18 protein-coding genes are annotated in these 22,087 nt (G+C 54.0%); 12 read left to right on the top strand and 6 right to left on the bottom strand.

Annotated elements, in window-relative coordinates; translation table 11 throughout:
* Positions 1 to 842: 842 nt before the first annotated feature.
* The 6 genes from rpmH to mnmE all read left to right on the top strand — a co-directional run bounded on the left by rpmH (position 843) and on the right by mnmE (position 5,681).
* A complete protein-coding gene (rpmH, locus tag ACHZCX_RS07480; protein ID WP_319586606.1) occupies positions 843 to 980 on the top strand; it encodes a 50S ribosomal protein L34 in 138 nt (45 codons plus the stop codon).
* A gap of 5 nt (positions 981 to 985) precedes the next feature.
* Entirely contained in the window at positions 986 to 1,321 is a 336-nt protein-coding gene (gene rnpA, locus ACHZCX_RS07475) for a ribonuclease P protein component (RefSeq protein ID WP_319586605.1), read from the top strand.
* A gap of 13 nt (positions 1,322 to 1,334) precedes the next feature.
* Complete coding sequence (gene yidD, locus ACHZCX_RS07470; RefSeq protein ID WP_394708775.1) at positions 1,335 to 1,616, top strand: membrane protein insertion efficiency factor YidD; 282 nt, start codon at positions 1,335 to 1,337, stop codon at positions 1,614 to 1,616.
* Positions 1,617 to 1,688: 72 nt separating this feature from the next.
* Positions 1,689 to 3,335 carry a membrane protein insertase YidC gene (gene yidC / locus ACHZCX_RS07465; protein ID WP_319586604.1) on the top strand — a complete coding sequence of 549 codons (1,647 nt, stop codon included), beginning with the start codon at positions 1,689 to 1,691 and terminating at the stop codon, positions 3,333 to 3,335.
* 23 nt (positions 3,336 to 3,358) lie between these two features.
* Positions 3,359 to 4,312: a Jag N-terminal domain-containing protein gene (locus tag ACHZCX_RS07460; protein WP_319586603.1), complete on the top strand. Its 954-nt coding sequence runs from the start codon at positions 3,359 to 3,361 to the stop codon at positions 4,310 to 4,312.
* The gene (gene mnmE / locus ACHZCX_RS07455; protein ID WP_319586602.1) at positions 4,290 to 5,681 is read left to right on the top strand and encodes a tRNA uridine-5-carboxymethylaminomethyl(34) synthesis GTPase MnmE; all 1,392 of its coding nucleotides are present in this window, start codon (positions 4,290 to 4,292) and stop codon (positions 5,679 to 5,681) included. The genes ACHZCX_RS07460 and mnmE overlap by 23 nt, the downstream gene beginning before the upstream one ends.
* Before the next feature lie 81 nt (positions 5,682 to 5,762).
* Here mnmE and ACHZCX_RS07450 read toward each other — a convergent pair whose 3' ends face one another.
* The 4 genes from ACHZCX_RS07450 to galE form a co-directional block, all read right to left on the bottom strand.
* Positions 5,763 to 6,323, bottom strand: a complete 561-nt coding sequence (locus tag ACHZCX_RS07450) for a hypothetical protein (RefSeq protein WP_319586601.1) — start codon at positions 6,321 to 6,323, stop codon at positions 5,763 to 5,765.
* Positions 6,324 to 6,412: 89 nt separating this feature from the next.
* Positions 6,413 to 7,369 carry a tRNA 5-methoxyuridine(34)/uridine 5-oxyacetic acid(34) synthase CmoB gene (cmoB, locus tag ACHZCX_RS07445; protein ID WP_319586600.1) on the bottom strand — a complete coding sequence of 319 codons (957 nt, stop codon included), beginning with the start codon at positions 7,367 to 7,369 and terminating at the stop codon, positions 6,413 to 6,415.
* 3 nt (positions 7,370 to 7,372) lie between these two features.
* Positions 7,373 to 8,104, bottom strand: coding sequence for a carboxy-S-adenosyl-L-methionine synthase CmoA (cmoA, locus tag ACHZCX_RS07440; protein ID WP_319586599.1), 732 nt, complete (start codon positions 8,102 to 8,104; stop codon positions 7,373 to 7,375).
* Between the two features lie 74 nt (positions 8,105 to 8,178).
* On the bottom strand, positions 8,179 to 9,192 hold the full coding sequence (gene galE / locus ACHZCX_RS07435; RefSeq protein WP_319586598.1) for a UDP-glucose 4-epimerase GalE: 1,014 nt from the start codon (positions 9,190 to 9,192) through the stop codon (positions 8,179 to 8,181).
* A gap of 248 nt (positions 9,193 to 9,440) precedes the next feature.
* Between galE and ACHZCX_RS07430 the strand changes: the two genes are divergently transcribed.
* The 4 genes from ACHZCX_RS07430 to ACHZCX_RS07415 all read left to right on the top strand — a co-directional run bounded on the left by ACHZCX_RS07430 (position 9,441) and on the right by ACHZCX_RS07415 (position 12,258).
* Positions 9,441 to 9,626 carry a 4-oxalocrotonate tautomerase family protein gene (locus ACHZCX_RS07430; RefSeq protein WP_319586597.1) on the top strand — a complete coding sequence of 62 codons (186 nt, stop codon included), beginning with the start codon at positions 9,441 to 9,443 and terminating at the stop codon, positions 9,624 to 9,626.
* Positions 9,627 to 9,629: 3 nt separating this feature from the next.
* Positions 9,630 to 11,645, top strand: a complete 2,016-nt coding sequence (ligA, locus tag ACHZCX_RS07425; RefSeq protein ID WP_319586596.1) for an NAD-dependent DNA ligase LigA — start codon at positions 9,630 to 9,632, stop codon at positions 11,643 to 11,645.
* Positions 11,642 to 11,926: an acylphosphatase gene (locus tag ACHZCX_RS07420; RefSeq protein ID WP_319586595.1), complete on the top strand. Its 285-nt coding sequence runs from the start codon at positions 11,642 to 11,644 to the stop codon at positions 11,924 to 11,926. The genes ligA and ACHZCX_RS07420 overlap by 4 nt, the downstream gene beginning before the upstream one ends.
* Positions 11,927 to 12,006: 80 nt before the next feature.
* Positions 12,007 to 12,258: a hypothetical protein gene (locus tag ACHZCX_RS07415; protein WP_319586594.1), complete on the top strand. Its 252-nt coding sequence runs from the start codon at positions 12,007 to 12,009 to the stop codon at positions 12,256 to 12,258.
* Positions 12,259 to 12,375: 117 nt separating this feature from the next.
* Here the strand turns inward: ACHZCX_RS07415 and ACHZCX_RS07410 are convergent, their stop codons facing one another.
* Positions 12,376 to 12,696 carry a TusE/DsrC/DsvC family sulfur relay protein gene (locus ACHZCX_RS07410; RefSeq protein ID WP_306546801.1) on the bottom strand — a complete coding sequence of 107 codons (321 nt, stop codon included), beginning with the start codon at positions 12,694 to 12,696 and terminating at the stop codon, positions 12,376 to 12,378.
* A gap of 248 nt (positions 12,697 to 12,944) precedes the next feature.
* Here ACHZCX_RS07410 and ACHZCX_RS07405 point away from each other — a divergent pair, with 248 nt between their 5' ends.
* The gene (locus ACHZCX_RS07405; protein WP_319586593.1) at positions 12,945 to 14,825 is read left to right on the top strand and encodes a SurA N-terminal domain-containing protein; all 1,881 of its coding nucleotides are present in this window, start codon (positions 12,945 to 12,947) and stop codon (positions 14,823 to 14,825) included.
* Between the two features lie 131 nt (positions 14,826 to 14,956).
* Positions 14,957 to 19,213, top strand: a complete 4,257-nt coding sequence (locus ACHZCX_RS07400) for a DEAD/DEAH box helicase (protein WP_319586592.1) — start codon at positions 14,957 to 14,959, stop codon at positions 19,211 to 19,213.
* On the opposite strand, the gene ACHZCX_RS07395 is transcribed toward ACHZCX_RS07400, so the two are convergent.
* Complete coding sequence (locus ACHZCX_RS07395) at positions 19,214 to 21,829, bottom strand: glycosyltransferase (RefSeq protein ID WP_319586591.1); 2,616 nt, start codon at positions 21,827 to 21,829, stop codon at positions 19,214 to 19,216. It abuts the gene before it with no gap.
* Positions 21,830 to 22,087: the final 258 nt, after the last annotated feature.

Below are 22,087 nucleotides of genomic sequence, written 5' to 3'. Positions count from 1 at the left end.
CGGTATTATAAGGTATCGGGCTATATTTGCAACCCTCCTGGGAGGGGCTCTGATAATCAAGATACTTGAGGCCTGCTTTTGCTTGGTGCCGGTCCGGCCGGCTATGTTAGGGAGCCAATTCATAAAACCCCGGTGGGCAGGTGGCGGCAATGAAGCGAACCGCGGCCTCCTCGTGCGGGACGCTGAGCATATGTTGCGATGTGGTCGGTCGGGTTTGCTTGTGGTCAGGCCCCGGAACGTCTACTCTTGTATCGGGAGACGATTTCGTCGCAGGAGTGGTAAGGTGCGGTGCCGGCAGCCGGAGGAAACCGCGGTTACTGACAATTCACCTGTCATAGCAGGTGAATTTTGAAGATGCAGCACTGGCAGGTGTTATGGGGGCCGTGCCCTGCTCTGCCGGAGACCATCACTTTTGGGAAAGTAATGGCCGTGAAACGTTGGAGGGTAGTTCTCGGCCGGGCATGGCGTAGGATCGCGGGGCGATGACCACATCCATGGGACGCTATTACGTGCTGACGCTCATCTTCCGGCCATGATTTTTCTGCTTGTGCCTGGTGCCAGAGAAGATCCCCATCGAAGTCCTGGTATGGCGGCAATTGCATGCTTGATTTTTATCGGGGGTGAAATAATTTGACAGATAAGGTTCACTGTGATTAAAATAGACCTCTTTTTAAAAGGAAACAGAGGGGCAGCTGCCGCCTCTGGTTCAAAAACCCGTTTGCCTGCATTCTCACTATCAGTACGCAGGTTCGGGTGTGAGAAAAAGAACCGTCGAGCCATGGGGTGTTTCGCCACCTCGTGATCTCTATTCAACAGATTGTCTGCAATTAAGGAATTGGATTATGAGCAAAAGAACTTTCCAGCCCAGCAACACTAAACGTGCCCGCACCCATGGTTTTCTTGTGCGTATGAAAACCCGTACCGGTCAGGCTGTGATCAAAAGAAGAAGAGCCAAGGGCCGCAAGCAGTTAGCTGCCTGAACCGCTTGGATCGGTACACCCTCCCTAAAAAACATCTGTTGCGAACGACCGGGGATTTTCAGCGCGTTTACCTGTCGGGGCGGCGGCTTCGAGGTGACGGCTTTGCCGTGATCCTCTTGCCGAACGCACTTGAGTACAGCCGGTTGGGGATCAGTGTGCACAGAAAAGCCGGAAATGCAGTACGGCGGAACAGGATAAAGCGGCTGATACGGGAGGTCTTCCGCCTGAACCGGGAACTGTTTCCATCGGCTGCCGATGTCGTCCTTACTATCCGTCCCGGATTTGCTATTAACAGTCTGCTTGACATGCAAACCAGTGTGGCTCGAGTCATCAGCGGGTAAACAGGTGGAAAGGATGCCCTTGCATAAACACCATGTGCACTCCTCCCGTGAAGGAGTGCATCGTTTTACTGTATGGCTCAAGATACCAGGAATATGCTTAATAGCGATATTCAGAGGGTATCAATACCTTCTTTCTCCCCTGTTCCCCCCAACCTGCCGTTTTGTTCCCACCTGTTCCCAGTATGCGATTGAAGCCGTCACCAAATACGGCGCTATCCGGGGAACTTTTCTGGCGATGTGGCGGATAGTACGGTGCCATCCTTTTTCCCGGGGCGGCTATGACCCGGTAAAATGAGTCGCCACAGCAGACATACGTTTATTTCCCGTCAACACCTCTGCGCGATCAGAGGTTTCTAAAGGTACTTCCATGGATCTGTACAGAGCCTTTTTGGCCATTGTTCTTTCATTTCTCATTTTGGTAGGCTATCAGTATTTTTTTGCTAAGCCGACCCCTTCGCAACCTCCTCCCGCTTCCCAGGCCCAGCAGCAGGCAAGCGAACCGGCCAGCCAGCAGGCGTCGGCACCTGCCGTTGCCGCATCGACCGGCAGCACTCAGCCATCGGTGGCTGTGGATCCCAAAGCCAAAGATATCACGGTGGATACACCGCTCTATACCGCGATCATCAAGGAGCAGGGCGGTGGCTTCAAGAGTTTTGTCCTGAAGAATTACCGCAATAAAATGGAGCAGGATTCTGGACCAATGCAGTTGATTGTTGGTAAGGGACCCGGGAATCTGCCTGTGCTCTTCTCGCTTGATAATGGTGCAGGCACCTCGTTGCCTGTGTTCAAGGGAGATAAAAGCAGCCTTGCCTTGACCCAGGAAGCGGAGACCGCCAAGCTGACCATGACCGCCTCTTCGGTCGATGGCTTGACGGTTGTGCGCACACTGACCTTTCGCGGCGACAGTTATCTGATCAACGCCGAATACAAGGTGCAGAACGCAACCGATAAGTCGGTGCAGGTCTCTCCCGCTTTATCCCTGGACAACGAACCCTTTGCCCATGCCAGTGAAAGCAGCCAATTCTTGTTTTCCGGCCCAGCCGCCTATGTCAACGGTGCCCTGGTGGAAACAAAACCCAAGACTCTGGCCGAAAAGCCGGTTGTTCTGCAGGGTAAAGTAAGTTGGACCGGATTTGTTGATAATTATTTTATGACCTCCGTAGTCCCGGCCACTGGTAATCCGGTGTCAGTAACCCTGCAAGGATCGGAAAAGCAGGTGCGGACGGTCATTTCGGAAGGTATACAGACGATTGGCGCCCATGAGGCTAAGGCGTATATCTACACGCTGTATTTTGGTCCAAAAAAGCTGAAAATTCTCGAGGCTGCCGGTAATGACCTGGCTAAATCAGTGAATTTCGGTTGGTTCGACGTCTTGGGCAAGCCCATGCTGTGGTTGCTCAATTTCTTTCATCAATACAGTGGCAACTACGGTGTCGCCATCATTCTGCTGACCATGTTGATCAAACTGGTTTTCTGGCCTATTACCCAAAAGGGTATGAGTTCCATGAAAAACATGCAGAAGCTCCAACCCAAAATTGCAAAATTGCGGGAGCGGTACAAGGACGACCCGGCCAAGATGAATCAGGAGATGATGACCCTGTATAAAACCTATAAGGTTAACCCGGTGGGCGGTTGTCTCCCGATGCTGATCCAGATTCCTTTCTTTTTTGCCCTCTACCAGGTGCTACTGGCGGCCATCGAATTGCGGCATGCCCCATTCCTGTTGTGGATTACGGATTTGTCCGCTCCTGATAGATTGTGGATCGGTTTTGATGTTCCCTACCTGCACGGCATTCCAATTTTAACCTTGCTGATGGGTGCATCCATGTTTTTTCAACAGAAGATGACCCCAACCACGGCTGATCCCGCACAAGCGCGCATCATGCAGTTTTTGCCGGTCGTTTTCACTGTCATGTTCATCAATTTCGCTTCGGGCTTGGTACTGTACTGGTTGATCAACAACCTGCTTTCCATCTTGCAACAGTATCTCATTAATCGGAAGAATAAGGCCTGAATCTAAAGCAGAGAAGGTGTATCATGGCGAAAGCAAAAGATTTTTACGGTAAGGATATAGCCGAGGTTATAGAGCAGGCATGTAAAGCTCTTGGGGCATCCCGAGAAGAACTGGATATCGAAGTCCTGGAGACCGGTTCAGCCGGCATTTTCGGTCTGTGCAAGAAAAAAGCGCATATCCGGGTACAGCGCAAAGCTGTTGCATTGGCCGAGGAAATCGAAGCCACCTCCCCGCCTGCTGACCCGGTCGAGAAGACCGACTCCATTGAGAAGATGGCCCCGGCCGAGGGAACTGCGTCTGTTGAGAAGGCTGCTCTGTTGGTAGCGGTATCAGGGTGTACTCCTCAGAAAAATGTCCTGGCGTCAGCGGAGGAGAAAATCCAGGACAGAGAGGGCGTCGACGAGGAGGAGCAGGCCAATGAACCGGAGGAGCTCGAAGAAGAGATTCCCATCGAGCCACCTTCAGCGGAGAGCCTCGATGCCATTCAGGCCGATTTGCATCGCTTGTTAACCCTGATGGGTCTACCTTCCGAGGTGCAGGTCTCTTTTGAGGAGCAGACTGTCCAATGCAACATTACCGGGCCGCACGAGGCTCATATCGTTGGTTCAGAAGGGCGGACGCTGGACAGCCTGCAATATCTCTTGCGCAAGATGGTGTCCCGGCATCTGCCGGACAGAATTATGTTGGCCCTCAATGCCGGTGATTTTCGGGAGCGGAGAGCGGAAGAATTAAAGGTGCGGGCCGTTGAACTGGCAGAGTTGGTGAAAGCGGATGGCAAGACTCAGGCTATCCCGGCCCTCAATCCCTCCGAACGGCGGGTGGTGCACATGGTGTTGCAGGAAGACAAGGGTGTGCGCAGCCGTTCGGTCGGCGAGGGATTGTTCAAGAAGGTGCTGATTTATAAGCCCGGCAAGGGCCGGCGGCCAGTCTCAAAAAAGAAGCGAGGAGGGCAAAGTGGCCGTCCATCCGGCGACTGATACCATCGCCGCCATCGCCACGGCGCCAGGCACGGGAGGGATCGGCATTATCCGGATTTCAGGTCCGGAAGCCCTCCCGCTGCTCCATAAGCTTTTTGTTCCCCGCAAACCTCGCAGTCATTTTACCAGCCACACACTCTATTATGGCACCGTCGCTAACCGGGACGGACAGATCCTGGACGAGGCTTTGGCCGTGTACATGCAGGCTCCCCATACCTATACCCGGGAAGATGTGGTCGAATTGCACTGTCATGGCTCCGCACTCGTCCTTCAAGCCATCCTGCGCACCATCTTTGAATGGGGTGGCCGGCCCGCCGAACAGGGCGAATTCACAAAAAGGGCTTTTCTCGCCGGCCGAATCGATCTGACCAGGGCTGAGGCGGTTTTGGATCTTTTGCAGGCCCAAACCGAAGTCGGTGTGCGCCTGGCCGCCAATCAACTCCAAGGACAACTGTTTGAGCGACTGGAAACCATCCGCCGGCAACTGATTGCCATCCTGGCCTTATTGGAGGTGGCGATTGATTTTCCTGACGACGATGTTGAAATATTCAACACCAGTGTAATGGCCATTCAACTCAAAACGGAGGTGATCGCTCCCTTGGAACGGTTGATTGCTCTGGCCGAACAGGGCAAGATTATCCGGGAAGGCGTCACGGTCGTTATTGCCGGCCGGCCGAATGTGGGTAAATCAAGCCTGTTGAATGCCCTTTTGCGGGAAGAACGGGCACTGGTGACGCCGCTTCCCGGCACCACCAGGGACACCATCGAGGAACGGATAGCCATTCACGGTATCCCTGTGCATCTGATTGATACCGCCGGCATCCGGATGCATGAAGATCCGGTCGAAGCCCTGGGGATCGAACGGGCGCGACAGAAGCTGGATGAGGCCGACTTGGTGCTGTTTCTGGTGGATGCCTTTGCCGGAATGGAAGATCGTGATCGTGAACTCTATCACAGTATCCAGGAAAAAAATCATTTGGTGGTGGTCAATAAGCAGGATCTGGTCACGGACGGGCAATTGGATGCCTTGGCCAAGGAGTTTTCCCGCACCGAGATTGTGAAGATCTCAGCCAAGGAAGAGCAGGGGATCGAGGAATTACAAGAAGCGATCTATCGAGTGATCGTTGCCGAGAAAGGCGAAATTTCCGAGGAGATGATCTGTGCGCCCAACACCCGGCACCGTGCTGTTCTCGCTCAGACCTTGGAGGCCTGCCGGAAATTTGAACAGGCGATGGTCGCCGGTGCGCCGGTCGATTTGCTGGCGGTCGAGGTGCAGTCCGCCCTTGACTATCTGGGCGATATCACTGGGCTGACCACTCCAGACGATGTCCTGGGTGCAGTGTTCAGCCAGTTCTGCATCGGTAAGTAGGGCGGTGAAGTGAGCTAGTATCCCGATTTCCACTGGCGGTGCGAGGAAATCGGGATACCCCATCGTGGGTAGGGGCTAGCCCTATAAGGATGGTTGTTTGCTGAAACTGTCGGCAAAGAGCTGGTTGATGGCAGCGAGGCCGTCGTCGCTCAGGTAGCGCGTTCCCGAACCGACAAAGGTGTTGTAACAAATCCTGGGGCTGTCTTCTTTCCAGGCTCCTTCCTTCCAAGTGAACCATTGGCTGCAGGTCTGGTCGTAGACGTGGAGCGGGCGATTGAAGAGTTTTGCCAACTCGACTGCCCAACCTGTGCCGCCCTTGACGGAGTTGTCCTCTAAGATGGTACCGATGACAAAGACCTGGTGCCCTTTGTTGACCATATGGAAGATCGTCTGCAGAACTCGGCGGATCTTTTCGGTTTCATAATAAGTCCGGTTCATCATCCTTGAGGCGAGTTCCATGCTGATATCGCCCCGTTGCAGGTCATCCTCGCTTAAAGTCACCGAGTTGCGGTCCCGGTTGAGACGGTGATTGTCAAAGGTGAAAACCACCTCCTGGACAGCATATTTCTCGGCGTTTTCGCCAAAAGCTGATTCCGCCCCTTTCAGGCCGCCGTGGTACAATGTGCAGTCTTGTGCATTCATAATCAGATCACCTTGTTAGTTCGTTATGCGATTGTCAAGCTGTTGTCATCCACAGCCGGGGTACAGTTGGAGAGAACTCCTTGCGCAGACTACTCTTTTGCAGCCTTGAAGAATACCCGGCGGGGCGCAGGGTATCCCTCTATAGTAAACGCCGGATTATCCTTGTCAATGAAATCTTCGTAGGATTCAAAGTCCATCCAGGCGGTTCGCCGCTGTTCTTCACTGCTCATGGCATGATCGTCGAACAGCTGGACATCCCTGAACCCTGTCCGGGTTAACCAGTTGTGCAGGCAGGTTGCCGTGGGAACAAACCAAGTGCCCGGAACCTTGGCGTAGGTCGAGAGCGGGAAAAGGGCTATCGGTTCGTTTCCTGGGATGGCCTGTGATTCGACAATGAGGCAGCCACCGGGTTTTAATGCGGCGTAGAGATCGCGCAGTGCCTCCACCGGTGAAGGCCGATGGTACAGAATGCCGAGGCAAAAGATCACGTCAAAACTCTCAGGAAAGAGGTTGAGGTGTTCGATTCCGAGCAATTCGACCTGGAGCTGCCGTTGGCCGGCAAATGCATTGAGAGTGTTGAAGGTATAGTAATGCTGGACGTAAGGCTCGAAGCCGAGGACCAAGGCTGGCCGGTGTTGGACCATCCGGAACATGTAGTAGCCGTTGTTGCAGCCGATATCAGCAACGATCTTGCCCGCGAGTTCAGGTAATTCGGGAAGAATACGGTTCCATTTCCGTTCGCTGCGCCACTCGGCATCAATGTCGATGCCGAAAATGGAAAAGGGGCCTTTGCGCCACGGCATGAATCCGCGCAAAACCTCGCGGACTAACTGCTGATCGCCGGGGCTCACATCGGCAGCCGTGCCGATCCGGACCACATCACCGGAAAAGTCACAGGAAGCGGCCCGCAGGTGGTGCACTGTCTGCATGAGGGTTCGGTAACGAAGGAAGCCTTTTTTCTCTTGGTTGATCCAGGCGGATTTTTCGGCAAGAAGTCGTTTGAGCAGGTCGGTGTTGGCCTGAGGGAAAAAATCCAGCAGATCCATGAGTTATCGTTTCAGGGCCACGATGGCAGTGAAGTTGAACCATTTGAAGAAGGTTTCAATCTCTTCAAATCCGGCCTCCCGCAGGAGTGCAATGTTTTCATCCAGGGAGAAGGGAATCAAGACGTTTTCCAGGGCCTCGCGCTTGGCGGCAATTTCAAGTTCCGAATACCCCTGTTTTTTTTTGAAATTATGATAAATCTCAATGAAATCACGGTTGAGGCGGCTGGCATGGGAAATGGTTTTTTCACTGAGAAGGAAGATGCCGCCTTCGGGAAGCGCATCAAAGATCCGCCCGACAAAGGCCTGCCGGGTCAGGGGGCGGAGAAATTGTAAGGTGTAATTGCAGATAATCCCGGCCGCCAGGGGCAAGGGACAACTGGTGATGTCGCCCTCCTTAAATTGCAGCACCTCGCTTTTGTTGAACATGGCGCTTTTTCGTCGGGCCTTATCGAGCATGGCCGGGGCGTTGTCGATACCAATGTAATGAAATCCCATATCAGGCAGACGCCTGGCCAATTCCAGCAGGGTTGTGCCTGTGGAACAGCCCAAATCGTAGAGGGTCGCTCTGGGAGCCAGCCTGCAGGCGAGGAGTTGCGCCATCCCATCGATGACCGTGCGGTAATACGGGATGGACCGGTTGAGCATGTCATCAAATACTTCTGCCACCCGATCGTTAAAGGCAAAATCCTCTTCGACCGCTCCGGTGGCGTAGAGGGTGTCTTCATTTGTCGTCACTGCGTCGTTTCTCGTACCTGACTGTTGTTAAAAAGAGTAAAAAAAATCCGCCCATTCAAAGAGGAGCAATCTTCTTATTTATATCCGTGAGGATTGGCCGTCTGCCAACGCCAGGAGTCGGCACACATTGCCTCAATGCCGAAACGTGCCTGCCAGCCAAGCTCGCGTCCCGCTAGGGCAGGGTCGGCATAGCATTGGGCAATGTCGCCGGCACGGCGGCAGGTGACACGGTAGGGAACTTGTTTGCCGCTAGCCAGGGCAAAGGCGGCGACCATCTCCAGGACCGAATAGCCCCTGCCCGTGCCCAGATTGTAAACCGCTACGCCCGGATGCTCTTGCAGCTTTTCCAAGGCCCGGAGATGGCCGAGCGCCAGATCGACCACGTGGATGTAGTCGCGCACCCCGGTCCCGTCGGGAGTGGGGTAATCGTTACCGAAAACCGAGAGCTCCTGCAGTTTGCCGATGGCCACCTGGGCAACATAGGGCATGAGATTGTTAGGGATGCCGTTGGGGTCCTCGCCGATCTGTCCGCTTTCATGGGCGCCAACCGGATTGAAATAGCGGAGAAGAATAATGTTCCACCGTGGATCTGCCACATGGAGATCACGGAGGATCTCTTCGGCCATCAGCTTGGTGCGGCCATAGGGATTGGTGCAGGACAGCGGGAAATCTTCCCTGATCGGCACAGAGGCCGGGTCGCCATAGACCGTGGCTGAGGAAGAAAAAACGATATTGGTTATCCCCCGTTCCTGCATGACTTGGCAGAGGTTGAGGGTTGAACCGAGATTGTTGTGGTAATAGAGGAGTGGTTTTTCCACCGACTCGCCTACTGCTTTGAGTCCAGCGAAATGGATAACCGCCGTTGCGTCCGGAGCCTGGATGAAAACGTCGCGCAGTTTGTCCGTATCCAACAGGTCGACCTCAAAAAAGGCGATGGATTTCCCGGTCAGCTCTTCCACCCGCCGGATAGATTCCCTGCTCGAATTACAGAGATTGTCGATTACGGTCACCCGGCATCCGGCATTCAACAGTTCCAGGCAGGTATGGCTGCCGATATATCCGGCGCCGCCGGTGACGATCACATGCATGCTTGCCCTCCTCGTTCTGGGCTACGTATTATGGACGCGAAACCTCATCGACTTACCCGTCAATTTCTGCTATCTTTTACCTGCATTGAAGGTGTTTGTCTTGCAAAAAGGGGATGCTCGGTGTCCCCGATGGACCCTTGCCTGCGGTTGATCGATGCCCATTCGGTTATCCGGCATTGCCTTGTTTTCCAGGGAGCCTGTTTGCACGTTTACACCCAGTTACTAACAATTAACCTGAGGAGAATCGTATGCCTTATGTCAGTATTCGTGTGGCTGGAAAGCTCACCAAAGAACAGAAACAGAAGATCGCCCGGGGCGTCACCGATGTGATTGCCGAGGTCGCCGGAAAACCGAAAGAAGCCGTCTTGCTCTTTATTGACGAGGAGAGCAGGGACAATATCGCCAAGGGCGGGGTGTTGATCGAGGACATGTAACCCATGGAGCAGGGGAAGGTTGAAGAGCTGGAGCAACTGCGGGAGCAGATCCGGTTGCATGCGCATCGCTACTATGTGCTCGATGATCCGATTATTTCCGACGGCGAGTATGATGTCCTGTTCCGGGAGCTGCTTGCGCTTGAAGCGGCGCATCCGGAGCTGGTGACGGCAGACTCCCCGAGCCATCGCGTCGGTGGCCCTCCCCTGCAGACCTTTGTCCCGGTTAAGCACGCCTCGCCCATGCTCAGTTTGGAGAATATTTTTAATGCCGCTGAGTTTGCCGCCTTTGAAGTGAAATTGAGGCGATACCTCAAAACGGACGAACCTCTTCGGTTCATCACCGAGCCCAAACTCGATGGTCTGGCGGTGGAGTTGGTGTACCGGCAGGGAGTCTTTGTTGTCGGCTCGACCCGGGGAGATGGATTGGTGGGTGAGAATATCACGGTCCAGTTGAAAACCGTTCAGTCGATCCCGTTGCGGCTTAAGAAAGGTGAGGGGGCGGCGGTTCCGGAAGAGTTGATAGTTAGGGGCGAGGTGTTTTTATCAAAAACAGGGTTTCTCCACCTCAACCGGCAGCGAGAGGAGGAAGGAGAAACGCTCTTTGCCAATCCGCGTAATGCCGCCGCCGGGTCGCTCCGCCAGCTTGACCCCCGAATAACCGCCCAGCGGCCCCTTGCTTTCTTCGTCTACGGAGTCGGTAATCCGGAGGCCCTGGCGGCACCCAGCCAGGAGGCCATTCTGGCGGAACTCTTTCGCTTCGGTTTTCCGGTGAACGCCCTAGTCAAGGTCTGCGGGGAGCTCAAAGAGGTGGAAGAGCAGTACCAACGGATTCTGGCTGGCCGCCATGTTCTTGATTATGAGATCGACGGCATGGTGGTCAAAGTTGACGATCTATCCTTGCAGCGACGTCTGGGAGCAACTGTTCGGGCCCCCCGCTGGGCGGTAGCCTGGAAATTTCCGGCCACTCAGGCAACAACCGTGGTCGAGGCGGTTGAGTTTCAGGTGGGGCGGACCGGGGCAGTGACACCGGTTGCCCATCTGCGACCGGTCGAGGTCAATGGCGTGGTGGTTAAGCGGGCAACGCTCCACAATAAGGATGAAATCGAACGGAAAGGCCTCCGTCTGCACGATACGGTGCTTATCCAGCGGGCTGGCGACGTCATCCCGGAGATTGTGAAGGTCATTCCGGAAATGCGAAGCGGCTGCGAGCAGCCGATAGTTTTTCCCACCACATGTCCGGAATGCGGCGAACCCCTGGTGCAGACTGACGGGGAAGCGGTGACCCGCTGCGTCAATCCTTTCTGCCCGGCTCAGCATCTGCGGAAGTTGATCTATTTTGTCGGCAAAAGCGGGTTGGATCTGGAGGGATTGGGTAAGAAAAACATAGAACACCTGGTTCGCGAGGGACTTATTCGAACAATCCCTGATTTTTTTCGGCTCGATGCCGAAAAACTCGCCAATCTCGACGGTTGGGGCGAAAAATCGGCCCACAATGCGCTTGCGGCTATCGAAAGCAAGAAAACAATGGGACTTGCGCAGTTCATCGGCGCCCTTGGCATTCGCCATGTGGGAGAGGTGACCGCCGGCCTGTTGGCTCAGCATTTTACCGATCTCCATCAGTTGATGGCAGCTAAAAAGGAAAAGTTTGTCCAAATAGAAGGGATCGGTGAGCAGACGGCGGAGTCGTTGGCTGAGTATTTTCACGATCCCACCACCCGGCAGATGGTCGAACAGCTCTTCCAATTAGGGCTTGTTTTTCAGGCGCAAGAAAAAAGCCAGGCGCTCTTGACCGGTCGGGTTTTTCTTTTTACCGGAACCTTGCAGGCTCTCTCCAGGGACGAGGCCAAGCAAGTGGTCAAGGCACAAGGCGGGCAGGTGGCCAGCAGCCTCAGTCATCGGGTGACGGATGTCGTGGTCGGTGAAAAGGCGGGCAGCAAAAGAAAGAAGGCGGAAGAAATGGGGCTTGTTCTCCTTCCGGAGGAAGCCTTTCTTTCATTGATCGCGGGGGCGTCCCGATGAGTCGAAAACGGGTGGCGGCAATTGTGCATGGCCGGGTACAAGGGGTGGCCTTTCGTGAATATACGCGGCGTGAGGCGGAGCGCCTTGGGGTTTCAGGTTGGGTGAAAAACCAGCATGATGGCACCGTTGCGTTACTCTGCGAAGGGGAAGAGGACCAAGTTGACGCCCTGATGGCTTGGCTGTCCATCGGTTCTCCCTATGCCCGTGTTACCCACGTTGAAAAGTACGAGGAAGAACCTCAGGGCGACACCGGTTCTTTTGCCGTCCGGTTTTCGTCCTGAAACGCTCCAGTGTATCCGGCTGAAGGCCATTGGTAAATTGTTTTTAATCCAAATTAATCCAAATCAATCCATTGTGATCTATGAAAAAAGTCCATATTCCCACCAGTGAGCCGGCCGGCCGCATTTCCTGTCAGCAGTGCGGCAACACCAAGCATTTTATCGAAATCGCCGAAAATGTCCTGGTGACGACCCACTATCAGCAGAACAGCGATGGGGCCTTTACTCCGGAGGAAAACATTACCGAAATTTTTGGAGAGGTGAAATTTATTTGCGGGAAATGTGGAGCGGACATGACTCGTTTTCATGCCCATTTTCTGGAGATGTCGTTTTAAGGTCTCAGCGCCCGATGGCGAATGTTGACCATACGCCCCTTTTTGCCAGAGAAACGTTGAAATAAAAAAGGCTGCCCCAAGGCAGCCTTTTTTGTAATGCGTATAAAAATTGGTAAATCAGACGCAACCAGTCGGTTTCGGCAGACCAGCCATTTTACAGGCGCCTTTACCAGGTCCTGACGGAAACAACTCGTAGATGCGCTTCAACGGGAAACCAGTGGTTTTGGAAAGGATACGAACCATAGGAGCAATACCGTTCTTCTTGTAGTACTCTTGCAGTGCATCGATAACTTTCTGGTGCTCGTCAGTGATGTCTACGATACCTTCAACGGATTTTACGTAGTCAACCCAGTTCTCGTCCCACTCTTCAGCGCCTTTCAACAGAAAACCGTCTTCGTCTACCTCGTAGGATTTACCCTTGTGCTCAATACTTGCCATGTGTTCCTCCTTTGGCCAAAGTTTTTAATATGGTGAGTAATGAAAGCCTAATCTAAAAAATCACCAGTTAAATACTATAGGGGGTGGTCTTTGTCAAGCAAACACCCTGTTTTTTTTGAATGAGGCCTCAGGCATTGTTTTGAATCATCGGTTTGCATTTTTCTCTGGTAACTTGCTGACAAATTGAACATAATGCGCTTTCCAAAAAAAAGGGACGCTGTCGAACCGCTCAGGGAGTTACGCATATCATGTTGAATATTTTAAGGAAAAACGCTCAGTCGGTAGTTGTTCAGGCTATTGTCGTTATTATTGCCATCGTCTTTATTTTCTGGGGGGTGGGGACCAACCTGAAGGACAATCCCAATGCACTGGCGGTCGTCAATGGCAAGGAGATACCCTACCGTGACTTTCAACAAAGCTACGAGCGGGCGATTGAGAGTTACAAACAGCAGTTCGCGGGGAAGATGCCCCCAGGATTTCTCGAAAGCATCGGGCTGAAGGAGCAGGTGCTGGATCAATTGATTCAGTCGGAATTGTTGCGGCAGGGCGCCGAAAGCATTGGTATGCGTATCAGTAAAGATTCCGTTCAGCGCAAGATCAAGGAGATGGCGGTCTTTAACAGTAATGGCCGCTTCGATCTCGCCAATTACAAGACGGTCTTGGAACGGAACAAACTCTCGCCCACCTCGTTTGAAGCCGGGATCCAGAATGACCTGCTTATGAACCGGGTTCTTGACGCCCTTGGATCATTTTCTGTTGTCCCCGCGCAAGAGGTGCGGAACTGGATCGATTACGTTGATCAGGAGATGAAGCTTGTCTATGCGGCGGTGAACACTGAGGACTACATCGCTCAGGTCAAGGTAGCCGACGATACGCTGGCTGCTTGGTATGAGACCGTTAAGCAGAATTATAAAATCGCACCGCAGGCCAAGTTGCTCTACCTCTCTTTTCACTCTAACGATGACCTGAAACTAGTTGCGGTCAGCGATGATGCTGTGCGCACCTATTATCAAGAACATGCCGAAACCTACAATCCTCCTGAAAAACGGAGGGCGCGGCATATTCTTCTCAAAATTGGCGCCGAAGATTCCCCGGAAGCTAAAGCCGCTAGAAAGGCAGAGGCGGAGAAGATTTTGGCTCAGGTAAAAAAAGGCGGCGATTTTGCGCAACTCGCCAGCCAGTTTTCGGAGGACTCGACCAAAAATAAGGGCGGCGATTTGGGATTCTTCGGCCGAGGGCAGATGGTGCAGCCCTTTGAGGACAGTGTTTTTGGTCTGAAGAAGGGAGAGGTCAGCGGTGTGGTAGAAACTCCTTTCGGCTATCATATCATTAAGCTGGAAGAAATCATGCCGGCCAAGACGCAAACCCTCGAGGAGGTCAGCGGCGCCATCCGCAAGGTGCTTGAGCGGCAGGGCGTGAAGGCGATTACCTTTAAAAAGGCATCGGCTGCCTATGAAGACATCATCAGGGCCGGCAGTATGGCCAAATACAGCACTTTGCAAGGCGCAAGCCCCGTCAAACAAACCGATTTTTTTGCGCAGGACTCTCCGCCCAAGGAGGGTATGGTCAGTGATGCCGCATTTTTGCAGGCAGCCTTCAGCTTGCGCAAGGGTGAGTTGAGTTCCATCGTGGAAACCGCGAGCGGATATGCAATTCTTTTTGTCGATGACATCAAGGAGTCGGTGGTGCCCGAACTAGCTTCGATTCGCGAACGGGCTGTTACAGACTATAAGAAGGAAAAGAGCGTCGATTTGGCTCGGTCCGCTGCCGAGGAGCTGTTGCAGAAAGCAAAAGAAAAACAAGCATGGCCCTCGGAGTTGCAGCGTAAGGAAACCGAATACATGAAACGGAGCGGACCATCGGGCCCGGTGCCCAATGAGCTTCGTCAGGATGCCTTCTCGCGGCTTGGCAAAGAGGTGTTCCCCGAGAAAGTGATCGCCGTCGGGGCCTCTTTTTACCTCTACCAGATCATTGATTCACGTCAGCGCCAAGAAGAGATGGATGCGAACAAGCGGCGCAATCTTGAACAACAGCTGCTTGCCGCCGAAAAAAACAAATTGATGGCTGACTGGCTCGGTCAATTGAGAAAAGAGGCAAAAATTTCGACGAATGCCAGAATGTTGCAATGATAATGATGGATGAGTAACTGCACCCGGTAGCGTCAATTATTGCCAATAGGGGGTGCTGGCCCGGCCATTAGCCTGCGAGACATTGCTGCACAACCGGGGTCGAGAGTGCCCCCCGTTTGTGATGATCCTTCATGGTCTGCCTGTTCATGGCCAAGGGCAAGACGGTTAACTTCAGGCGAACAAAGGACATTTTGAAAGAAATTATTGACCCGCTTCCAACGAAAATATCAGCTCCGGCGTCCAAGGGCGCTGTTGATCTTCAGGCTGTCTCTGTCCTCCCTGCAGAAGAACAACTGTTGTTGCAGTTCATTTCCATTGTCTATGAACCGGTCTCTGTCAGCTTTCTCGCCCGGTGCCTAGCCACTCTCGACCCCGCTTTTTTGGGGGGGAGGCGCATCGGCAGCGACGAGATCAGCGAGATGGTCGCTCGATTCAGGCGTAAAGGTTTTCTCAACGGGAAAAATCAATGCCCCCCTGCACTGGCCGAATTTCTGACCCGCCAGACCTTATCCCAGAATCGCTTTTTCCTGCTGACTGCCCTGGTTGAAAAGACCGCTCCTGTGGACTACACGCACGGGAAATGGCCGACCAGATGCTGGCGGGCCATCCGGCAATTTCGTATTGGTCTGTACAGTCAGGACTTCGACAAACTGGACGAGGCCCTGGTTTTTTTGGAGGGGGAGTGCCACCGCTATCTCGAAACCGAGCCTCCTGCGGTGCTGGTCGCTGCTCGCGCTTTTGATCCTGTTTGGTTTGCGTCCCTGCCCGGTTCGTTTCAATTTTTCCTTCTGGATCAGGTGATCCGTTATTCGCTGGAACGACTCCATCATTTTCCTGCCATTCTCACTTTTTTAGAGGACGAGCAGGCCCAGACTGTTTCTCCGGACGAGCGCGTCCCCTTTCGCCGTTTACTGGCCAGTTGCTATCTGCTGCAGGGGCGGTTGGATGATTTGCGGCAACTTTTGGAGCGTCATAGCGAATCCTTTCTCGGTTCGGGCTTTGCCGGATCAGTAGCTTTTCTTGCAGGCGATACTGAGCAGGCTCTGGAGCTGTTTGATGAAGACCTGCAGCATCTGCAGCAGTATGCCGGCAACCAGCCCTGTTTTTTCTTCGGCGTCACAGGCCTGTTTTGCATCTTTGCTCTTCTTGCCCGCGACGGAGCGGGAGATCGTGATCGTGTCCGCGCGGCCGTTGCCACGGTATTGTATCGTTGTCAAGGCTGTCCCGAGGAGATACCGTATCGTTTTCTTGATGCGGTACTCCGTTCAAGCGATGAGGCCCTACCGGATATGCTGGCGCTCACCGAGGGACTGGTAGCCGATGAGCGGTGCTTGACTTCTCTGGTGGCTATGCTGTCACTCCACTGGATGGGTGTGGAAGTGCCGCCTAATTTTCAAGCAATGTTGCTTCACCTGCACGAGCAGGCACTCAACAGCGGTTTTCTCTGGGTCGCCATGGAATCTGCGGAGTTGCTTGTAGCTCTTGACAGCGACCATAGAGCGATGAAGCAGGCGGCCCTGGATTTGGCTGCTCAACTGAAATGTCGCAACCTGACCCAAATCATCGCTCCGAATGCCCCTTGGAAGCAGAGCCTGCAGGAGCTGATCGATTTCACCAGCAAGATTCGGGAACCGGAACGATTGACGCGCCTCTGCTGGCTGGTTGATTATGCCAACGGCTCGCTGGAACTGACCCCCAGGGAGCAGAAGAGATCGGCCGCCGGAAGTTGGACCAAGGGACGGATCATTGCCTATCAACGGCTGCTTCTTGATCGGGAGATCGACTATCTGACCAGTCAGGACCGGTTGATTTGTGCAGGACTGTATCAGGCAGAGGAAAGCGGGGGCAAGAACGGCGGCTATGTTTTTAATTCGGAAAAGGCGCTCCCCGCCCTTATCGGGCATCCCCTGGTTTTTCTCAAACGATCGCCTCAGACGCCAGTTGAGATCGTTGCCGGGGAACCTGAGCTTGTGGTCGAACGCAAGGGCGAATCGCTCTTCATTCATTTTTCCCAGGATATCGGCGATGGAACCGTAGCCGTCTGCGTGGAAACGCCCACTCGTTTTCGTGTCATCCGCATAGGTGAGGAACATCGGAAAGTGGCTGAGATAACCGGAAGGGAAGGGCTGCTTGTCCCGCTAGCCGCCAGCCGCCAGTTGCTGGACGCTATTGGCAACATCGCCTCTTTCATGACCGTCCATTCGGCCATCGAGGTGCCAGGGCAGGGTGTCACCGCCGAAATGGTGGAGAGCGACTCGACCATTCACATCCACATCATCCCGTATGGCAGCGGCTTTCGCATTGAGTTGTTTGTCCGGCCCTTCACTCATGGTGGCCCGTATCAGAAACCCGGCGTCGGAGTTGCCAATATCATCGCCGAGATTGACGGCAGGCGGGTGCGGACGAAACGGAACCTGCGTCTGGAGGAGGAGAAGGCGCGGGAGATCGAAGAAGGCTGTCCTATGCTCGACCTGGCCATTGACTTTGAGCAGGAGAACAAGCGGGAGTGGCATCTGGTCGATCCCGAAGAGTGCCTGCAGGTGCTCCTTGAGATCGAGGAGATCAAAGAGCGGGTGATCTTGGAATGGCCGGAAGGGGAGAAGCTGGCTGTTCGCCGACAGGCCGGAGTTAACCAGTTGAATTTGAACATTCGCACCAGTCAGCAGGATTGGTTTTCCCTTACGGGGCAACTGCAGATCGATCAGGACGAAGTCATGGAACTCAAGACCTTGCTGGACAAGGTCCGGGAAACCAGAAGCCGTTTCATTCCCATGGGGGAAGGCCAGTTTCTCGCTTTGACCCAGGAATTTCGTAATCGGCTGGAGGAACTCATCCTCTACGGTAACAGTCAGCCGGGCAACGAGCTCGAGGTCAAGATTCATCCCCTGGCCGCTATAGCCTTGGAGGAACTGACCCACCAGGCACAGACCCAGACCGACCAGGGGTGGCGGCAGCGGTTGCAGGCGATCAACGAGGCCCAGGAGCTGACCCCCAAGCTCCCCTCGACACTGAAGGCTGATTTGCGCGACTATCAGAAGGAGGGATTCGTCTGGATGAGCCGTTTGGCCCATCTCGGAGTTGGCGCCTGTCTAGCCGACGACATGGGGCTGGGCAAGACCCTACAGTCGATTGCAGTGATCCTCAGTCTGGCCAATCAGGGGCCGTCTTTGGTGGTTGCTCCCACTTCGGTGTGCATGAATTGGGAGGCCGAGGTGAATCGTTTTGCCCCGACGCTCAATTTCCACATGTTTTCCGAAACCAACCGAGACGAAATCATACCGACGCTGGGAAAATTTGATTTGCTGGTCACCAGTTACACCTTGTTGCAGCAGGAAATAGAACTGTTGGCCCAGGTCAAGTGGCAGTCGATTGTATTGGACGAGGCGCAGGCGATTAAAAATGCGGCCACCAAGAGATCAAAGGCCGCGATGCGATTGGATGGGAGGTTTCGTTTGGTCACCACCGGTACACCCATTGAAAATCATTTGGGAGAGTTGTGGAATCTTTTTGGTTTTATCAACCCCGGACTCTTGGGAACCTACAAGCAGTTTAACCGGAGATTTGGTATTCCCATCGAGAAATATCACGACCGGGAGGCGAGAAGAACACTGAAAAAGCTTATCCGTCCCTTCATGTTGCGGCGGATTAAATCGCAGGTCCTGGAAGAATTGCCGCCGCGGACGGAGATAACCCTACGGGTCGAAATGCATCCGGAAGAAAGGCAGTTCTACGAGGCTCTCAGGCAACAGGCTATCGAGAACATCGAGGGCAGTAGTGAAAAAACGGGGAGGCATCTGCGGATATTGGCGGAAATCATGCGTTTGCGGCGGGCCTGCTGCAATCCTAAACTGATAAACGACCAGGTTGATATTGCCTCAACCAAGCTCCAGGTTTTTGCCGAGACGGTCGAAGAGTTGCTGGGAGGTGGACACAAGGCCTTAGTTTTCAGCCAATTCACCGGTCATCTGGCCTTGATTCGGGCCTTTCTCGATGAACGGGGGATCTCTTATAAATACCTGGACGGCACCACTTCAACGAAAGAGCGGCAGCAGCAGGTGGAGAGTTTTCAGGCAGGGGAAGGGGAGTTGTTCCTGATCAGTTTGAAGGCCGGCGGTTTGGGGTTGAATCTGACCGCCGCCGATTATGTGCTCCACATGGACCCTTGGTGGAATCCCGCGGTTGAGGACCAGGCCGCCGACCGAGCCCATCGCATCGGCCAGAAACGGCCAGTCACCGTCTATCGGCTGGTCACCGCCAATACAATCGAAGAAAAGATCGTTCGACTTCATCAAGAGAAACGAGATCTTGCTAACTCCCTGCTTGAAGGCGCCGATGTGAGTACCCGGATCAGCGCCGAGGAATTGCTCGAGCTGATCCGGTCCACTTAATTAATCCTCACTCAATCCCCTAAGCGGAGCCATGACGCCGACCAGTTTGGCCGGCAGCTTGGGCAGGCCGCTGATCAGCGAAACCACCACTGAGGCGCTATAGGGAATAGCTTGAATCGCCAGCACCGCCGCCCAGATGTGGATATCAAGCATGTCCCCGTCTTTCCGCATTAGTACGCCGACAATCGCCAGGACAAGGGCCACCACGAACAGCAACTCCTCGCGGGCATCACCCAGTGCCTTGAAAAAGGCGTTGGCTTGGGCATTTTTCGGTGTCCGGAAAAAGCCGATGCGCTGGGTGATGAACCCGGTGAGCATGGCCCGGGCAATAGTGTGGGAGAGCGCCAAGCCCGCAAGACCCGCAGCCAGACTCTGCCGACGGGATGCACTCACCCTGGAGCGGTACAGGAAAAACATTTTCAGGCTCTTGAAAAAAAACAAGGCAACGGGCAAAGAGGCGAAAACAATATGGGGTGGTGACAGGTAATCGGGAAATAGGATCATGCCCCATGACCAGCCCAGGGCCAGGATGTTGAACAGCATATTGATGCCGTCGGCAAACCAGGGCAGCCAGCCGGCAAGGAAATGATATCGCTGGCCCCGAGTGAGTTTGGTCGGTTTCAGGCCGAACATGGCCATCATGTGATGCCGGAGGATGAGCACGGAGCCGTAGGCCCAGCGAAATCGCTGTTTTTTGTAGTCCAGAAAGGTGTCGGGCATTAACCCCTTACCAAAGCTGTAGGGGGTGTAACTGGCCGCATAGCCCTGTTCGAAGATCCGCAAGCCCAGTTCCGCATCTTCGGTGATGCACCATTCCGCCCAGCCTCCAACCTCATCGAGCACCTTACGCCGGACCATGGTCATGGTGCCGTGCTGTATGATGGCGTTGCGTTCGTTACGGGTCACCATGCCGATCTGAAAGAAACCGCGGTATTCGGCCAAACACATGGCTTTAAAAGTGTTTTCTTCGCCATCCCGGTAATCCTGGGGTGCCTGGACGATCGCCATGTTTTCGTCGGCAAATTGTGGGACCAAAGCCCGGAGCCAATCAGGATCGACGATGTAATCACTATCAATAACCGCAACTATTTCCGCCTCAGAAGCTGTTTCCCGGAGGGCATAGTTGAGGGCACCGGCCTTGAAGCCGGCGAGTGGATCGACATGAAAGAAGTGAAAGCGCGGTCCCAGGGTTTGACAATAGGCAGCCACCGGCTCCCAGGTCGCTGGATCCTTGGTGTTGTTGTCGATAACCAGGACCTCGAACCGTGGATAATCCAGAGCGGCCAAAGCGCTGATCGTTTGGATCATCATGTCCGGTGGTTCATTGTACGCAGGGACATGGACCGAGACCATGGGGAGGTCGTCGTCGGCAATGGCCTCCGTTGTGACCGGTTGCGGCAAGCGCCGCCATTTGCGGATCCACATGGATTCGGCCCATTCATGCGCTTCGGCTAGAATAACTAAAATGGCGCCGGTCGCCGCGAACAGCAGGACTATGCCGACCACCAGGGTAGACGTCGTCATGTACTGGTGCTGAAAATCATAGACCACCCAGACAGCGAAGGTGGTGATAGCGTAAGCGATGAGTGCTAAAAAGCCACGGCCACGATCAAGCAAGCCCTTGCTGTCTCTGAACAGCAAGAGCAGAATTACAACGGCCAGGGCAATGCTGAGGGCTGCCAGTCCGCGCCAATGGGGAATACGGATGACCGGCTGGGTGAACTCGAATTTAGGTTGCCGTTGATCGTTGTATACACCCCAGAGGCTTCCTGCTTCTCCTTCCAGATCTTTTTTCCAGATTTGGTCGAATGCCTCCATGATGTAATAGGTGTAGTTGTTCTTTTCGGCCACATCAAGAAAACGGCGGAGGAACTTGGCCTGGTTGGTTGGGCTGGCGACGGCCTTTTGTCTGATCCGGCCACCGCTGGGCCACCCGACCTCGGTGATGACTATCTCTTTCCCGGGATAGGCCTGTTTTAGTTCGTTATAGCGCATCACGCAGTAGTCGACCGCCTCGTCAACGGGAATCCCTTCCCAGTAGGGCAAGAAGTGAACAGCGATAAAATCTACATGCTCAACCAGTTTGGGATTCTGCAGCCAGACATGCCAGGGTTCCGCTGTGCTCACCGGGGCTACGATGGATTTTTTGGTGAAGTCGATGTACTTGATCATCTGGTCCACGGTTTGGTCAGTTCGGAGCAGAACCTCGTTGCCAACCAGCACCCGAATGATGTTGCGATGGTTCTCCTGGTAAATCTTGATCAGCTTGGCAATCTCTTTCTCGTTCGCTTCGTTGTCACGAGTGATCCAGGCACCGAGCACGACGTTGAGTCCCCGTGCCGCAGCAAGCCGGGGGATCTCGGCCAGGGTGTCCTCAACGGTATAGGCCCTGACCGCATGGACATCGCCCGCCAATGACGCCAGGTCCCGGTCGATCTCTTCAACGGTCGGATAGATCTGTTTGCTGGGAGATTGTCCTTCCCGGAAAGGCGAAAAGGAGAACCCTTGGATTTTGGAGGGCCAAGATGGCTCTATATTGGGTGCATTGACCACTCCCCAGAGGAGTACAGCAAGGCAGCCCATGATAAAGGTGATGATAAGGCCGGAACGGTTCATAGCATGTGAGTGGGGTTAAAAAAAATAAAAGAGGACCGGTTCTTGTAATTGACCCAAACCGCTCCTGGCCGAGGACAAAAAACTAACATTCTAATAGCAAAAACAAGACGAAAACCAAGAAGGGTAATGGGACGCTGGAAGAAAAAGCAGCGTAAGATATAGGCGAGCCAGTTTCTCTTCCAATCCCTGGACATATGGCGGACGCGCCAAGAGGGGCGCGGCAGCAGACTGTGCGATGAATAAATGAAAACCCCGGGA

It is taken from the genome of uncultured Desulfobulbus sp. (assembly GCF_963662935.2).
GTDB lineage: Bacteria > Desulfobacterota > Desulfobulbia > Desulfobulbales > Desulfobulbaceae > Desulfobulbus.
Note: the sequence above shows the minus strand (reverse complement) of the source record. Positions and strands in the feature narration are given on the sequence as shown.

Coding starts and splice junctions, on each gene's coding strand:
- rpmH (WP_319586606.1), top strand. CDS start 843: ATGAGCAAAAGAACTTTCCAGCCCAGCAACACTAAACGTGCCCGCACC.
- yidD (WP_394708775.1), top strand. CDS start 1,335: ATGCCCTTGCATAAACACCATGTGCACTCCTCCCGTGAAGGAGTGCAT.
- yidC (WP_319586604.1), top strand. CDS start 1,689: ATGGATCTGTACAGAGCCTTTTTGGCCATTGTTCTTTCATTTCTCATT.
- ACHZCX_RS07460 (WP_319586603.1), top strand. CDS start 3,359: ATGGCGAAAGCAAAAGATTTTTACGGTAAGGATATAGCCGAGGTTATA.
- ACHZCX_RS07450 (WP_319586601.1), bottom strand. CDS start 6,323: ATGAATGCACAAGACTGCACATTGTACCACGGCGGCCTGAAAGGGGCG.
- cmoB (WP_319586600.1), bottom strand. CDS start 7,369: ATGGATCTGCTGGATTTTTTCCCTCAGGCCAACACCGACCTGCTCAAA.
- galE (WP_319586598.1), bottom strand. CDS start 9,192: ATGCATGTGATCGTCACCGGCGGCGCCGGATATATCGGCAGCCATACC.
- ACHZCX_RS07430 (WP_319586597.1), top strand. CDS start 9,441: ATGCCTTATGTCAGTATTCGTGTGGCTGGAAAGCTCACCAAAGAACAG.
- ligA (WP_319586596.1), top strand. CDS start 9,630: ATGGAGCAGGGGAAGGTTGAAGAGCTGGAGCAACTGCGGGAGCAGATC.
- ACHZCX_RS07420 (WP_319586595.1), top strand. CDS start 11,642: ATGAGTCGAAAACGGGTGGCGGCAATTGTGCATGGCCGGGTACAAGGG.
- ACHZCX_RS07415 (WP_319586594.1), top strand. CDS start 12,007: ATGAAAAAAGTCCATATTCCCACCAGTGAGCCGGCCGGCCGCATTTCC.
- ACHZCX_RS07410 (WP_306546801.1), bottom strand. CDS start 12,696: ATGGCAAGTATTGAGCACAAGGGTAAATCCTACGAGGTAGACGAAGAC.
- ACHZCX_RS07405 (WP_319586593.1), top strand. CDS start 12,945: ATGTTGAATATTTTAAGGAAAAACGCTCAGTCGGTAGTTGTTCAGGCT.
- ACHZCX_RS07400 (WP_319586592.1), top strand. CDS start 14,957: ATGGTCTGCCTGTTCATGGCCAAGGGCAAGACGGTTAACTTCAGGCGA.
- ACHZCX_RS07395 (WP_319586591.1), bottom strand. CDS start 21,829: ATGAACCGTTCCGGCCTTATCATCACCTTTATCATGGGCTGCCTTGCT.